Annotated in this window: 15 protein-coding genes; 10 read left to right on the top strand and 5 right to left on the bottom strand. The window is 64.3% G+C overall.

All coding sequences use genetic code 11. The features are described 5' to 3' along the window. Positions 1-125: 125 nt before the first annotated feature. Both BM186_RS26995 and prmB read left to right on the top strand, forming a co-directional pair. Positions 126-254, top strand: coding sequence for a hypothetical protein (locus tag BM186_RS26995; protein WP_017679228.1), 129 nt, complete (start codon positions 126-128; stop codon positions 252-254). A gap of 78 nt (positions 255-332) precedes the next feature. Next, positions 333-1253, top strand: coding sequence for a 50S ribosomal protein L3 N(5)-glutamine methyltransferase (gene prmB, locus BM186_RS13965; RefSeq protein WP_074916023.1), 921 nt, complete (start codon positions 333-335; stop codon positions 1251-1253). 178 nt (positions 1254-1431) lie between these two features. Here prmB and BM186_RS13960 read toward each other — a convergent pair whose 3' ends face one another. Both BM186_RS13960 and BM186_RS13955 read right to left on the bottom strand, forming a co-directional pair. After that, positions 1432-2232, bottom strand: a complete 801-nt coding sequence (locus BM186_RS13960) for a hypothetical protein (RefSeq protein WP_074916021.1) — start codon at positions 2230-2232, stop codon at positions 1432-1434. Between the two features lie 36 nt (positions 2233-2268). Then, positions 2269-3261 (bottom strand): alpha/beta hydrolase family protein, encoded by a 993-nt coding sequence (locus BM186_RS13955; protein ID WP_074916019.1) that lies wholly within the window; start codon positions 3259-3261, stop codon positions 2269-2271. A 124-nt stretch (positions 3262-3385) separates the two neighbouring features. Here BM186_RS13955 and aroC point away from each other — a divergent pair, with 124 nt between their 5' ends. From aroC to BM186_RS13930, 5 genes are all read left to right on the top strand, one after another. After that, positions 3386-4477 carry a chorismate synthase gene (aroC, locus tag BM186_RS13950; RefSeq protein ID WP_072425623.1) on the top strand — a complete coding sequence of 364 codons (1092 nt, stop codon included), beginning with the start codon at positions 3386-3388 and terminating at the stop codon, positions 4475-4477. A 13-nt stretch (positions 4478-4490) separates the two neighbouring features. Continuing rightward, positions 4491-5642 carry an MFS transporter gene (locus BM186_RS13945; RefSeq protein WP_074916017.1) on the top strand — a complete coding sequence of 384 codons (1152 nt, stop codon included), beginning with the start codon at positions 4491-4493 and terminating at the stop codon, positions 5640-5642. A 16-nt stretch (positions 5643-5658) separates the two neighbouring features. Then, entirely contained in the window at positions 5659-6198 is a 540-nt protein-coding gene (locus BM186_RS13940) for an acireductone dioxygenase (RefSeq protein WP_074916015.1), read from the top strand. A 61-nt stretch (positions 6199-6259) separates the two neighbouring features. Continuing rightward, positions 6260-6451, top strand: coding sequence for a PLDc N-terminal domain-containing protein (locus tag BM186_RS13935; RefSeq protein WP_003460883.1), 192 nt, complete (start codon positions 6260-6262; stop codon positions 6449-6451). Next, on the top strand, positions 6448-7005 hold the full coding sequence (locus tag BM186_RS13930) for a histidine phosphatase family protein (RefSeq protein ID WP_074916014.1): 558 nt from the start codon (positions 6448-6450) through the stop codon (positions 7003-7005). The genes BM186_RS13935 and BM186_RS13930 overlap by 4 nt, the downstream gene beginning before the upstream one ends. A 22-nt stretch (positions 7006-7027) precedes the next feature. On the opposite strand, the gene BM186_RS13925 is transcribed toward BM186_RS13930, so the two are convergent. From BM186_RS13925 to BM186_RS13915, 3 genes are all read right to left on the bottom strand, one after another. Continuing rightward, entirely contained in the window at positions 7028-7525 is a 498-nt protein-coding gene (locus BM186_RS13925; RefSeq protein WP_072425619.1) for a methylated-DNA--[protein]-cysteine S-methyltransferase, read from the bottom strand. Between the two features lie 3 nt (positions 7526-7528). Beyond that, on the bottom strand, positions 7529-8407 hold the full coding sequence (locus BM186_RS13920; RefSeq protein WP_074916012.1) for a DNA-3-methyladenine glycosylase family protein: 879 nt from the start codon (positions 8405-8407) through the stop codon (positions 7529-7531). Positions 8408-8686: 279 nt separating this feature from the next. Continuing rightward, a complete protein-coding gene (locus tag BM186_RS13915; protein ID WP_206602768.1) occupies positions 8687-9706 on the bottom strand; it encodes an AraC family transcriptional regulator in 1020 nt (339 codons plus the stop codon). 98 nt (positions 9707-9804) lie between these two features. Between BM186_RS13915 and BM186_RS13910 the strand changes: the two genes are divergently transcribed. The 3 genes from BM186_RS13910 to BM186_RS13900 are packed head-to-tail and all read left to right on the top strand — an operon-like array spanning position 9805 to position 12954. Beyond that, positions 9805-11280 carry a flavin-containing monooxygenase gene (locus BM186_RS13910; RefSeq protein WP_074916008.1) on the top strand — a complete coding sequence of 492 codons (1476 nt, stop codon included), beginning with the start codon at positions 9805-9807 and terminating at the stop codon, positions 11278-11280. After that, positions 11264-12193, top strand: coding sequence for an alpha/beta hydrolase (locus tag BM186_RS13905; RefSeq protein WP_074916006.1), 930 nt, complete (start codon positions 11264-11266; stop codon positions 12191-12193). The genes BM186_RS13910 and BM186_RS13905 overlap by 17 nt, the downstream gene beginning before the upstream one ends. Continuing rightward, positions 12193-12954: an SDR family oxidoreductase gene (locus tag BM186_RS13900; protein WP_074916004.1), complete on the top strand. Its 762-nt coding sequence runs from the start codon at positions 12193-12195 to the stop codon at positions 12952-12954. Before BM186_RS13905 ends, BM186_RS13900 begins: the two co-directional genes overlap by 1 nt. The last annotated feature ends 268 nt before the right edge of the window (positions 12955-13222 follow it).

Genomic DNA, 13222 nt, shown 5'->3' with positions numbered 1-13222 from the left:
CCATTGTCCGCTTGCCAGGGCGCTCTGTGAACCTCTATCTGCGCCAAGGCTTGCTCGGTGCATTTTGCCGGAGCAGAATCGGAACTGCCCTGAAGGACTCAGGGTCGTACGCAAAAGGAGTTGCCATGTCACTTTTGTCGCAGTTTTCCCCGCATTTCTGGCTTTTGTTCTCCATCGCCGTGGCCATCGCCGTTCTGCGCGAGCTACGCCGTCCCGATGACGATGCACTGCGTAAGAAGCGCGAGCGCTCATGAACGCTCGTTAACCGGTCATTCATGCGCTGGCCACCCGCACTGGGCTAAACTTCCGCACTTTTCTTCCGGAGGCCGCCCGTGACCGCTCTCACTACCCGTTTACGTACCCTGCGTGATTACATCCGCTGGGCCGTCAGTCGTTTTCAGGCCGAGCAACTGTTCTTCGGCCACGGCACCGACAATGCCTGGGATGAAGCGCGTCAGCTGGTGCTCGGCGCGCTGCACCTGCCTTGGGAAATTTCCGACGCCTATCTCGATTGCCGTCTGGAAGACGACGAGCACGTTCACCTGCAGACGCTGCTCAAGCGCCGCATCGAGGAGCGCGTACCCACCGCCTACCTGCTCGGTGAGGCCTGGTTCTGCGGTTTGCCCTTCGTCGTCGATGAGCGCGTGCTGGTGCCGCGCTCGCCGATCGCCGAGCTGATCGATCGCCATTTCTCCCCCTGGCTGCCTACCGAGCCGGCGCGCATTCTCGATCTGTGCACCGGCTCCGGCTGCATTGGTATCGCCTGCGCCTACGAATTCCCCGAGGCGGAAGTGGTGCTGGGCGATCTATCGTTCGACGCGCTGGAGGTGGCCAACCTCAATATCGAGCGCCACGGCCTGGAGGAGCGCGTGTACTGCGTGCAGGGTGATGGCTTTGCCGGGTTGCCGGGGCAGCGTTTCGACCTGATCGTCTCCAACCCGCCCTATGTCGACGCCGAGGACTTCGCCGACATGCCGGCCGAATACCAGCACGAGCCGGAGATGGGCCTGGCCTGCGGCAATGATGGCCTGGATCTGGTGCGACGCATGCTGGCCGAGGCGGCCGATCACCTCACCGAGCGTGGCGTGCTGATCGTCGAGGTGGGCAACAGCCAGGTGCATGTCGAAGCGCTGTACCCGGAAGTGGATTTCACCTGGCTGGACTTCCAGCGCGGTGGCCATGGCGTGTTCCTGCTGGCGGCCAAGCAGTGCCGCGAGCATCAGCAACTGTTTCGTTCGCGCATCGAAGGTTGATACGCGGTGCGCTACGTTAGGTCGTGTGAGCCGCCAGGAGAGGCTGTTTACGATCTTTCGAGCTAGAGCGATACAAGGCGAAAACAAGCGAGAAAGCGGAGTGTACTTTTGTACATGAGCATTTCGAGCTTGTTTTCAACGCAGTAGCGCCGACGCGCAGATGATCGTAAATAGGCTCTCAGCGCGTGGCGATCCAGATCAGCAGGCCGGCCTGAAACAGGCTGAACGCCACCAGGCAGGTGATGGTGAAGCGCAGGCCACTGTCTTCACGCTTGAGACGCTCGAGCCGATCTTCCAGCTTGCGCAGTTTGACGTCCTGCTCCTGCAGCGTCTGGTCGGCCTGCTGCAGCATCGCCGCGGCGTCCAGCAACTCGATGATCTGCACCTTCTCGGCATGCCAGTCGCCATGCAGCGAACTGACTCGCGGTGCGCTGTAGAAGGGCTTGAGTTGCAACGGGTCGCTGTACTCGATGGTGAAACCCTGCGCCTTCAGCGCGTGGTCACGGCGGGCGCGGGCGGCGTCGTTGAAATTGTCCTTGGTCGGCAGGGCGGCGCCCTCGACCTGATAGTGCGCGTACTGCTTGCGCGCCCAGGCAATGCCCTGCGCCATGAGAAAGCGCCCCAGGCCGCGATTGGCCGGTTCTACGCTGAGGCCCTTGTCGGGGCCGAAGCGAACCTCCTTGCGCTGGTGGTCGGCCCACACCTCCAGCAGGTTATTGTGGCGATGCAGGCGCTGGCCGGGCACCTGAATGGTCAGGCGCAACAGGCTCGTGTCTTTGGCGTGGCGTTCTACCCGGCCAAGCTGGACGAAGCGCAGTGGCCGCGGGCCGGTTTCCCGGTCGACGGGCAGTGGCGCCAGACGCAGCAGGCTGAATTGCTCGGCTGGCAGGTCCGCCCAGGGATGCGGCGCGGCAGGCGTTTCGCTTGTCGCAGCTTCGGCATCTGGCGCTGGTGCCTGCGGGGCTGGGTTTTCGCTCATGGGCGTCCTGTGTACTGTTCGATGGCCTTCGATGCGTTATCGGCCATTTTCCTCAGCACTGGAGCGAATGAAGGAGAGGATCCGTTCGCCCAGCGCACGGGCCAAGGGTAGCTGCGGATCGTCGTAGGACGCCAGCTGTTCGTTCCAGGGCGCCGGAGTGATGCGCATGACGTGGTTCATGCCGGCGATCATCGCCAGTTCGGCATCGGGCTTGGCCTGCTTGAGAGCTTCGGCGTTGTCCGGGCTGACCTGGGCGTCGTGGGTGCCTTGCACGATCAGTGCGGGAACCTGCAGCGCGGCGAAGTTTTCCGCCGGGTCCTGGCGCAGCAGGCTGATCAGGTAGGGCTGCACGCTGGGGCGATAGATCGCTTGCAGCTCTTTTGGCACCTGCGGCTGTAGTTTGCCGCGGATCAGGTTGGCGAGGATGTGCCGGCTCTCGGCCAGCAAGGATGGCGGCAGGCGCATGGCCAGTTGCATATCCAGCACCTGGCCGATGGGGTAGGCGGGGCCGGCAATGGACACCAGGGCATCGGCCTGACTAGCGGGGGCGGCCAGGCTGGCGATCATTGCGCCTTCGCTGTGACCGATGAGAATCAGTCGATCAAAACGCGGATCGTCCCTGAGCAGCCTGGCCCAGCCTTCGGCGTCGGTCACATAGCGCTCGACGCTGAGGTCCTTTTCGTCTGGCGTGGCGGCGCGGCTGGCGGCGACGCCGCGCTTGTCATAGCGCAGGCTGGCGATGCCATTACGCGCCAAGACCTGGGCCAGCTTCTTCAGTGCATCGTTGTGGCCACCCTCGGGGTTGTTGCCATCACGGTCGGTGGGGCCTGAGCCGGCGATCAGCAGTGCTACCGGCACCGGCTTGTCGCTCTGCGGCACCAGCAGGCTGCCGTACAGGGTGCCCTGGTCGGTGTCGAGGCTGATGGGCAGTTGTCGGGTGGTGCTGGCCTGGGCCAGGCTGGTGATCAGGGTGAGGGTCAAGAGCAGGGCTCGCAGCATGATGAGGGTAGGGTAGTGGCAGGTTGGCATTGGACGCTGACTGCGGGGCAAGGTTCGGGGTGAACTGCAAGAAGGTGGCAGGTATACTCGCCCACCTTGTGAATCGGGCCTGCGCAGCGCCGGGCCTGAGCTGAATCTCGCGGAGCGTCTTCCCATGTCCGGCAATACCTACGGCAAGCTGTTCACCGTCACCACCGCTGGCGAAAGCCATGGCCCGGCGCTGGTCGCCATCGTCGACGGTTGCCCGCCCGGTGTCGAGATCTCCCTGGAAGACCTGCAGCGCGACCTCGACCGCCGCAAGCCCGGCACCAGTCGCCACACCACGCAGCGCCAGGAAGCCGACGAGGTGGAAATCCTCTCCGGCGTGTTCGAGGGCAAGACTACCGGCTGCTCCATCGGCCTGCTGATCCGCAACACCGACCAGAAGTCCAAGGACTATTCGGCGATCAAGGATCTGTTCCGTCCGGCGCATGCCGACTACACCTACCACCACAAGTACGGTATCCGCGACTACCGTGGCGGTGGCCGCAGCTCGGCGCGCGAAACTGCCATGCGCGTGGCGGCCGGCGCCATCGCCAAGAAATTCCTGGCCAGCCAGGGCATCGTCATCCGTGGCTACATGAGCCAGCTCGGCCCTATCGAGATTCCGTTCAAGACCTGGGACAGCGTCGAGCAGAACGCCTTCTTCAGCCCCGACCCGGACAAGGTAGCGGAGCTCGAGGCCTACATGGACCAGCTGCGCCGTGACCAGGACTCGGTCGGCGCGAAGATCACCGTGGTTGCCGAAGGGGTGATGCCAGGGCTCGGCGAGCCGATCTTCGACCGCCTCGACGCCGAACTGGCCCATGCCTTGATGAGCATCAACGCAGTCAAGGGCGTGGAGATCGGCGCCGGTTTCGCCTGCGTCGCCCAGCGCGGCACCGAACACCGCGACGAACTGACGCCGGAAGGTTTCCTCTCCAACAACGCCGGCGGCATTCTCGGTGGCATCTCCAGCGGCCAGCCGATCGTCGCCCACCTGGCGCTCAAGCCGACCTCCAGCATCACCACACCGGGGCGTTCCATCGACGTCGACGGCAACCCGGTGGATGTAATCACCAAGGGTCGTCACGACCCCTGCGTGGGCATTCGTGCCACGCCGATCGCCGAGGCGATGATGGCCATCGTGCTGATGGATCATCTGCTGCGTCATCGCGCGCAGAACGCCGACGTGCGCGTCACCACACCGGTGCTGCCACAACTGTGAGCCGGACGGCGGCATGAGCGCGGCCCTGCCTTACTGGCGGTTGTCCGGTTTCTACTTCTTCTACTTCGCTCTGCTCGGGGGTACGGCGCCGTTCCTGGCGCTGTACTTCGACCATCTGGGCTTTTCCCCGGCGCGGATCGGCGAGTTGATCGCCATTCCCATGCTGATGCGCTGCCTGGCACCGAACCTCTGGGGTTGGCTGGGTGACCACACCGGTCAGCGCCTGTTGATCGTGCGTTTCGGCGCGCTGTGCACCCTGGTCTGCTTCGCCGGCATCTTCTTCAGCCAAAGCTACGCCTGGCTGGCGCTGATCATGGCCACCCACGCCTTCTTCTGGCATGCGGTGCTGCCGCAGTTCGAGGTCATCACCCTGGCCCACCTGCTTGAGCAGGCGGCGCGTTACAGCCAGATTCGCCTGTGGGGCAGCATCGGCTTCATCGTCGCCGTGGTCGGCCTCGGCCTGCTGTTCGAGTGGCTGAGCCTGGATGCGTATCCGGCAGCGTTGCTGGTGATCATGGCTGGTATCGTCATCAGCAGTTTCTGGGTGCCCAATGCACAGCCTGTGCTGCGTCCTAGTCCGCTGGAGTCGGAGGGCTTTGTGCGCCAATTGCGCCGCCCCGGCATCCTCGCGTTCTACGTTTGCGTCGGGTTGATGCAACTGAGCAACGGCCCGTACTACACCTTCCTCACTCTGCATCTTGAGGGTGTTGGCTACAGCCGTGGCGCCATCGGGTTATTCTGGGCGTTGGGGGTGGTGGCGGAGATCCTGCTGTTTCTGGTCATGGCGCGGCTGCTGCAGCGCTACTCGCTGCGCGCCGTGTTACTGGCCAGCTTCCTGATCACCGCCGTGCGCTGGCTGCTGCTAGGCAGTCTGCCCGAGTACCTGCCGGTGCTGTTGCTGGCGCAGTGTATGCACGCCGCCACCTTCGGCGCGTTCCATGCCGCCTGTATCCACTTCGTGCAGCGCAGTTTCGCCGATCGCCAGCAGGGCCAGGCCCAGGCGCTGTATGTCAGCCTGGCTGGCATCGGCGGTGCGTTGGGCGCGCTGTATGCCGGTTACAGCTGGAAGGGCCTGGGCCCGGCCTGGACCTTCGCCATCGCCAGTCTGGTAGCCTTGCTGGCAGCCTTCATCATTGCCACCCGTCTGCCGCCCGAGCGGCCCTGAATCGAGTGAACCCTTCATGAGCAGCCTCGCCGTCCACCTGCACACCTCCCCGGAACTGCCGAACAAGGTTCTCAACCACGCCGATGATATCGCCAGCACCCTGTCCGCGGCGGGAATCGACTATCGCCAGCTGGAATTGCCGGCTGCGTTGCGCCCTGGTTGCGAGCAAGCCGAGTTCGATGCGGCCTATGGTCTGTGGCTGCAGGCATTCATGGGCAAGGAAGGGCATGTGCAGCAGGAGCTGTTCAACCTGCAACGCAATCATCCGCAGAAACTGGAGCTGCGCGCGCGTTATCTGGACGAGCAAGTGCAGTCTAGCGCCAGTACCTGGTTGTTCCTGGGTGGTTTCGCCCAGCTCAGCGTGCATCTGGATGGCTACGTGTATGTGCTGCAGGGTGAGCGTGGCGACCTGCTGACGCTACCGGCCGGCACTCGTCACTGGTTCGACCTGGGTGAAGAACCGCACGTGCTGGCGCTGCGCCTGAGCCTTGGCGACGAGACGCCAGAGCGGACGGGCGACGATATCGCCAGCCGTTTTCCGCGCCTGGGTGATTGAGGGAACCCGCGCCAGTCACCGACTATCCTATGCAGGCAACCTTTCAGACAGGAGTGTCGTCATGGGTTCTACCTTCAATGGGCTGCTCGGCCTGGTCATCCTGGCCTTGGATATCTGGGCCATCATCAACGTGGTCAAGAGCAACGCGGAAACTGGAATCAAGATTCTATGGATTCTGCTGATCGTGCTGTTGCCGGTTATCGGTCTGATCATCTGGGCGCTGATGGGGCCGCGCGGCAACGTCAGAATATGACTCGCCTGTGGCTGCTGGCCTTGGCGCTGCTGCCGCTGTTCAGTGTGGCGGCAGATAACGCCGACGCCTGGCAGGCACTGCGCGAAGGTCGCGCGCTGATACTCATGCGTCACGCCACCGCGCCGGGTACGGGCGACCCGGCGAACTTTCGCCTGGGACAATGCGCAACCCAGCGCAACCTCAACGCTCAAGGGCGTGCCGAGGCCCGGCGCTGGGGCGAGTTGCTCGCGCGTCAGGGGATCGAACAGCCGCGGCTTCTCAGCAGTCGCTGGTGCCGCGCGCTGGACACGGCCAGCAACATGCAGCGCGGCCCGGTACAACCATTGGCAGCGCTGGATTCATTCTTCGGGCAGCCCACGGATGGTGCCGAGCAGACCGCCGAGCTGATTCGCTCGATCAACCAACTGCCTGCTGGCGCGCCGTTGGTGCTGGTTTCCCATCAGGTCAATATCACCGCCTTGACCGGTATCTTTCCCGCTTCGGGCGAAGGGCTGATTCTGGCTTTGCCCCTACGTCCGCGTGCAGAGCCTCTGGCGCGCATACCCGCGCCCTAGGCACTTTTCGTAAAGAGTCTGGTTACAAAGCCAGTTGCGCCTGCGTTGGCTGCAATACACCCTCGAGTTCCAGCAACTGCTGCTTGCGCGGCAGGCCACCGGCATAGCCGGTCAGGCTGCCGTCCCGGCCGATCACGCGGTGGCAGGGCACGATGATAGAGATGGGGTTGGCGCCATTGGCTGTCCCCACCGCGCGTACGGCCTGCGGTCTGCCGATGACATTGGCCAGCTCCGAATAGCTGCAGGTGCGACCGTATGGAATGGCCAACAGCGCCTGCCAGACCGCCTGCTGGAATGCCGTGCCCCTCGGCGCCAGGCGCAGTTCGAACTGACGGCGCTTGCCGGCGAAGTATTCATCGAGCTGGCTGCACACGGCGTCCAGCTCACGGCCAGCGGGCTGCCAATGGTCTTCGATGCGCCAGGGCCGGCTGTCCAGCTCCATCAGCAACAGTTGCAGGCCGCTGTCGTCGGCTGCGATCAGCAGCGGACCGACGGGGCTGTCGTGGTAGCGGTAATGCATGACTCAGCCTCCCGAATAGTTATGCCAGAGATGCGCCGCCGCATAAGCGCGCCACGGGCGCCAGGCTTCCGCGCGTGCTTTCAGGCGGCGCGCATCGATACCTTCCGTTCCCCATACCGGCGCCTTGAGCAACCCCAGGTCGCTGGCGGGAAAGGCGTCGCCCTCACCGAATGCGCGCAGGGCGATGTACTCCGCAGTCCACGGGCCAATGCCTGGCAGGGCGCATAGCTGTTCGATCAGTGCTGCACTGCCATCGGCCAGATGCAGTTTCAGGCCGCCATCGGCAATGCGCGCGGCGAAATGCTGCAGGCACTGCACGCGTTTACCGGGCATGCCGATACCAGTCAGGTCGGCCTCGGCAAGCGCCTGCGGTGAGGGGAACAGATGGCTGATGCCCAGTGTTTCCGGCGTTTCGATCAGTGTGCCGACACGCTGTACCAGGCGCCCGACTATGGTGACCGCCGCCTTGACCGTGACCTGCTGGCCGACGATGGCGCGCACCGCCTGTTCGAACGGATCGAACGCCACCGGCAGGCGCAGGCCGGGGTTGCGCTGCAGCAGTGGCGCGAGCAGTTCGTCAGCGCTCAGGTGCAGGGCAATTGCCTCGGGCTCGCTGTCGAGATCGAACATGCGCCGCACGCGCTGTTCGAGTTGGTCGAGATGTGCGGGCGAGGCCAGGCGGCAGCGCAGTTCCAGCGCGTTCTGCCCTGGCAGCGGGGCAACCCGAAACCAGCCGGGTGCGCGGTCGATGCTGAAGCCGCGGCTGTAGCTGTTCGCGCTCAGTGACTCCAGCCCGGGAATCGCGCGCAGAGCGAAATGGCTGTGGAACTGTTGCCAGTCCCAGGGCGGTTGGTAGGGCAGAAGCAGCGTGATGATGTTCATGGCTGGCACCCTAGCGCGGCGTTTGCGCCTTGTCAGCGTGAAGATGACTTTCAAACTACGACAGACCTTGCCTTTGTGCGGGGGCTCGATGCGCATGGCGCATCCTACATGAGGCGTGTGTCGGAGAGCCAAGTCGTAGGGTGCGCCGCGCGCACCAGGGGAGCCAGCGGCCATACATGGCAGCTCGTAGGGTGGACTCAGGAGCGCCAGCGAACAGTCAACACATAGTGCCTACCGTGATGGCGTACTGCTTCCGAGCGGCCGGCGTCCCGGTACGCCCTACACCAACGCTTCCCGTTGATAACGCCCGGGCGTGATGCCTTTCCAGCGCTTGAAGGCGTGGATGAAGTTCGACAGTTCGCCATAACCCAGGCGCTCGGCAATCTCTTCCAGGCTCAGGCCGCCGGCGGCCAGCAGCTCTTCGGCCAGCGCCTGGCGCACTTCGTCCTGCAGGGCACGGAAGCTCGTGTCTTCTTCGATCAGGCGTCGACGCAGGGTGCGGCTGCTCAGGTGCAGGCGCTCTGCGACCTGTTCCATGTCGGCGATCTGCCCCGGCGACTGCAACAGAAGCTGGCGCACCCGCCCGGCCAGACCCTGATGCCATTGATGGCGCGCCAGCAACGTCTGGCATTGCTGTTCACAGGCGCTGACCAGTTGCGGGTTGGCTCGTGGCAGTGGGTTGTCCAGCAAGTCGGCGGCAAAACCCAGGCGATTGCGCGCCGCGCCGAAGCGCGGCACCTGGCCGAAGGCGGCGATAAAGGGTGAAGCGTCAGCCGGTGCAGGCTGGCGCAGTTCCACGGTCAGCAATTGCAGCGTGCTGCCCAGCAGCTCGCGCACGACCACCAGGGCACCGAGCATATCGCGCTGCACGATGAAATCATGCAGCGCCGGGGGCAGAGCGCTGTCGTCGAAATTCAGGCTGGCGATGGCGTCATCCACGCTCAGAGTGATGCGGGTGAAGGCATAGGTCAGGCCGTGATAGCGCAGGCCAAGTTCGGCGGCCTGGCGCACCGTGGCGCTGCTGAGAATGGCGTAACCCCAGGCGCCGTAGGTGGTCAGGTGGTAGCGCCGGCCGGCCTGCAGGCCAAGATCTTCGACTGCGGGTAGTGCCTCGACCAGGTTGGCGATCAGCTGCAGCTCACGCTGCGCTTCGATCTCCCCGTTCAGGCTGGCCAACTGCACCGGGCTGAGCCCCGTTTCATGCAGGCACCTGTCCAGGCTCAGGCCCAGATCGAGCCCCAGCTGGGTGAGCAACTGAATGCTGGTGATGCTGCGGCGTGCGGGCCAGGGCGCTGACATAGATTGTCCGAAAATCACAATATCCTGGCCGACTATGCCATAACCTGGGCGCGGGGGCGCAAGTAGCATTTGCTCATCGCCATACACGGGTCACTACAATGCACAACAACCCCCGTACGAACGCGCCCTGGCGCGTGTTGATCATCGGCAGCGGCTTTGCCGGTCTGGGCCTGGCCATACAGTTGCGCAAGGCCGGCGAGGACGACTTCCTGTTGCTGGAAAAGGCCGGCGAGGTAGGCGGTACCTGGCGCGACAACAGCTATCCGGGCGCCGCCTGCGATGTGCCCTCGCATCTGTACTCCTTTTCCTTCGAGCCCAAGCACGACTGGTCGCGCAAGTTCGCACCGCAGGCGGAGATCCACGCCTACATCCTGCAGTGCGTGGAGAAACACCGGCTGCGCCCGCACATCCGTCTGAACAGCGAAGTGCTCGGCGCCGAGTTCGATGCCGCGCGCGGTATCTGGCGTGTCGAGCTGGCAGGGGGCGAAGTGATCGAGACGCAGGCGCTGGTCAGTGCCTGCGGCCAGCTCAATCGGCCGGCCTACCCGAAACTGCCCGGTCTGGAGCATTTTCGCGGCGAGGCTTTCCATTCGGCGCGCTGGCGCCATGATTTGGATCTGACCGGCAAGCGCGTGGCGGTAATCGGTACCGGCGCTTCGGCGATCCAGTTCGTGCCGCAGATCCAGCCGAAGGTCGCCAGCCTGAGCCTGTTCCAGCGCTCGGCTGCCTATGTGCTGGCCAAGCCGGATCGCGCCTATAGACCCTGGGAGATTGCTCTAAAACAGCGTTTGCCCCTGCTGCAACGTGCCGACCGCCTCCTGCAATACCTGCATCACGAGGGCCGGGCGCTGGCCTTTATCCGCTTCCCCTGGCTGATGCGCCTGTTCCGCCATAGCTTCACCCGTCACCTGCAGCGGCAGATGCCCGATGCCGGCAAGCGTGAGCGCTTGCAGCCGAATTACCCCATGGGTTGCAAGCGTATCCTGATCAGCAACGACTACTTCCCGGCGCTGGCGCAGGCCAATGTCGAGGTCGTCGACTCGGCGATTCGCGAGGTGCGCGAGCAGTCGCTGGTGACGGCCGATGGTCGTGAGCATCCCTTCGATGTGCTGATCTACGGCACCGGTTTCACTGCCACCGATTTCCTTGCGCCGATGCGCATTCGTGGCCTCGATGGGCTGGAGTTGAATCAGGCCTGGAAGGAGGGCGCCGAGGCCTACAAGGGCATCAGCGTCAGCGGTTTTCCCAACCTGTTCCTGCTCTACGGGCCGAACACCAACCTCGGCCACAACTCCATTCTCTATATGTTGGAGAGCCAGTACGCCTACGTACTGGGGTGCATGCAGGTGCTGCGCGAACAGGGGCTACGCTATCTCGACCTGCGCCCCACGGTGCAGCGCAGTTACAACGCCGAGCTGCAGCAGGCGACTCATCGAACGATATGGGAACAGGGCTGCGACAGCTGGTACAAGACCGCTACCGGCAAGAACACCAACAACTGGCCGGGGTTCACCTTCACCTATCGCCTCATGACCCGTACTCCGGAGCTTGCCGACTATGACTGCGTCCGCTGACTTCAATGCCCCCGCTGCCGAGCAGATGCTGCTGCGCGGCCTGTTGCGCGGCTTTCTGCGCCTGTTCTTCCGTGGCCTGGTACGGCCACCGATGCCGGTGGCCGGGCAGCGTCGTGTGTTGCGTGCACTCACCGCCATCACCCTGACGCCCCGCGGAGTCAATCGCAACGCCGATACCCTGGCCGGGCGCCCGTGCGAATGGCACCGGCCGCCTGTCAGCAGCGGTAGCGTGCTGCTCTATCTGCACGGTGGCGCCTTCATGATCGGTGGGCCGGACACGCACCGTGGCATCTGCGCCAGCTTGGCCAAACGCGCTGCTCTGGAAGTCTGTGCGCTGGACTACCGCCTGGCGCCTGAGCATCCCTACCCGGCAGCGCGCGATGATGTGGTGGCGGCTTACCAGGCATTGTTGGCGGCCGGCTATAGGCCCGAACAGATCGCCATTGGTGGCGACTCGGCTGGCGGCAACCTGAGTTTGGTCGGCTGCCTGCGCATCATCGAACTCGGCCTACCTGTGCCTGCCGCACTGGTGTGCTTCTCGCCGGTCACCGACTTCACCGGCGAGCAGATGCACGAGCCGCCAGCAGGCGACCCGCTGCTCCACCCCAGCTGGATCGAGCAGGCTGCGCAGCTGTATTGCCCGACCGACCTGCCGCGCAACGATCCGCGTATGTCGCCGCTGTTCGCCGATCTCAGCCGCCTGCCGCCGACGCTGATCCAGGTCGGCGAAGACGAGTTGTTGCTCAACGACAGCTTGCGCCTGGCCGAGCGCGCCACGGTGGCTGGGGTGAACCTGCGGCTGGAGCGTTATCCGGGGTTGTGGCATGTGTTCCAGGCGCATGTCGGCATGTTGCGCGCGGCGGATTACGCCATCGCCCGCGTGGCGGCCTTTCTCCGTGAGCGGGGTGTGTGATGAACAACATTCTCATCAGCGGCGCCGCATCGGGCATTGGCGCTGCCACCGCGCGGCTGTTCCACACGCGGGGCTGGCGCGTCGGGTTGCTCGACGTCGATGAAAAGGCGCTGTCCGCATTGGCCGCCGAGCTGGGCGGCGCCTGGCATGCGCCGCTGGATGTGGTCGATGCCGCAGCGGTGAAGGCCGCGCTGGCCTACTTCTGCACGCAGAGCGGCGGCCAGTTGCGCCTGCTGTTCAATGGTGCGGGCATCCTGCGTACCGGCGCCTTTGCCGATATTGAGCTGGAGCAGCATGCACGCCTGGTAGAGATCAATGTGCTCGGCGTGCTCAATCTTTGCCATGCGGCTTTCGCCTATCTCAAGACCACACCAGAGGCGCAAGTGATCAACATGGGCTCGGCCTCGGGGCTTTACGGCGTGCCACAACTGGCCAGCTATTCGGCCAGCAAGTTCGCTGTACGCGGCCTGACCGAGGCGCTGGAACTGGAGTGGCGCGAGCACGGCATCCGCGTGGGAGACCTGATGCCGCCATTCGTCGACACACCGATGGTGCGAAGTCAGGCGCAGCGTCCGCCTGTGATGCGTCGCCTGGGCGTGCGCCTGGAGGCCGAGCAGATCGCCGAAGCGGCCTGGAAGCAGGCCCATGCCAGTACCGTGCATCGCCCGGTAGGGCTGCAGTTCGGGCTGCTGTTCACCTTTGGGCAGATCACGCCGGGCTGGATCAACAGGTTGCTGATGGGTTGGCTCAGTCGCCCATGAGCTCGGGCGAAACTTTCAGGCTGGCCAATTGCCGCTGGTCGCCGGTTTTGTCACAAGGGCTTTCTGCACCACGCGAATCTTTCGCTCAGCGACTACTCTAGAGAAGACGGTTTTCAGTCCGGCGTTCTGCCGGGCAGTCGTCGATACGCTTGCAGTAGACACATCGAGCATCTGCTCGATTCTCGGGGCGGCGCCATTTGGGTGCTTCTGAAAACGCAGGGCGTTTTCAGAGGTTTCCGGTAGGAGCCGCGACACCGTCCGCAGGACG

It is taken from the genome of Ectopseudomonas toyotomiensis (genome assembly GCF_900115695.1).
GTDB lineage: Bacteria > Pseudomonadota > Gammaproteobacteria > Pseudomonadales > Pseudomonadaceae > Aquipseudomonas > Aquipseudomonas toyotomiensis.
Note: the sequence above shows the minus strand (reverse complement) of the source record. Positions and strands in the feature narration are given on the sequence as shown.

Bases quoted from the DNA above. Each gene is read 5' to 3' on its own strand.
- BM186_RS26995 (WP_017679228.1), top strand. From the start codon at position 126: ATGTCACTTTTGTCGCAGTTTTCCCCGCATTTCTGGCTTTTGTTCTCC.
- BM186_RS13960 (WP_074916021.1), bottom strand. From the start codon at position 2,232: ATGAGCGAAAACCCAGCCCCGCAGGCACCAGCGCCAGATGCCGAAGCT.
- BM186_RS13955 (WP_074916019.1), bottom strand. From the start codon at position 3,261: ATGCCAACCTGCCACTACCCTACCCTCATCATGCTGCGAGCCCTGCTC.
- aroC (WP_072425623.1), top strand. From the start codon at position 3,386: ATGTCCGGCAATACCTACGGCAAGCTGTTCACCGTCACCACCGCTGGC.
- BM186_RS13945 (WP_074916017.1), top strand. From the start codon at position 4,491: ATGAGCGCGGCCCTGCCTTACTGGCGGTTGTCCGGTTTCTACTTCTTC.
- BM186_RS13940 (WP_074916015.1), top strand. From the start codon at position 5,659: ATGAGCAGCCTCGCCGTCCACCTGCACACCTCCCCGGAACTGCCGAAC.
- BM186_RS13935 (WP_003460883.1), top strand. From the start codon at position 6,260: ATGGGTTCTACCTTCAATGGGCTGCTCGGCCTGGTCATCCTGGCCTTG.
- BM186_RS13930 (WP_074916014.1), top strand. From the start codon at position 6,448: ATGACTCGCCTGTGGCTGCTGGCCTTGGCGCTGCTGCCGCTGTTCAGT.
- BM186_RS13925 (WP_072425619.1), bottom strand. From the start codon at position 7,525: ATGCATTACCGCTACCACGACAGCCCCGTCGGTCCGCTGCTGATCGCA.
- BM186_RS13920 (WP_074916012.1), bottom strand. From the start codon at position 8,407: ATGAACATCATCACGCTGCTTCTGCCCTACCAACCGCCCTGGGACTGG.
- BM186_RS13915 (WP_206602768.1), bottom strand. From the start codon at position 9,706: ATGTCAGCGCCCTGGCCCGCACGCCGCAGCATCACCAGCATTCAGTTG.
- BM186_RS13910 (WP_074916008.1), top strand. From the start codon at position 9,805: ATGCACAACAACCCCCGTACGAACGCGCCCTGGCGCGTGTTGATCATC.
- BM186_RS13905 (WP_074916006.1), top strand. From the start codon at position 11,264: ATGACTGCGTCCGCTGACTTCAATGCCCCCGCTGCCGAGCAGATGCTG.
- BM186_RS13900 (WP_074916004.1), top strand. From the start codon at position 12,193: ATGAACAACATTCTCATCAGCGGCGCCGCATCGGGCATTGGCGCTGCC.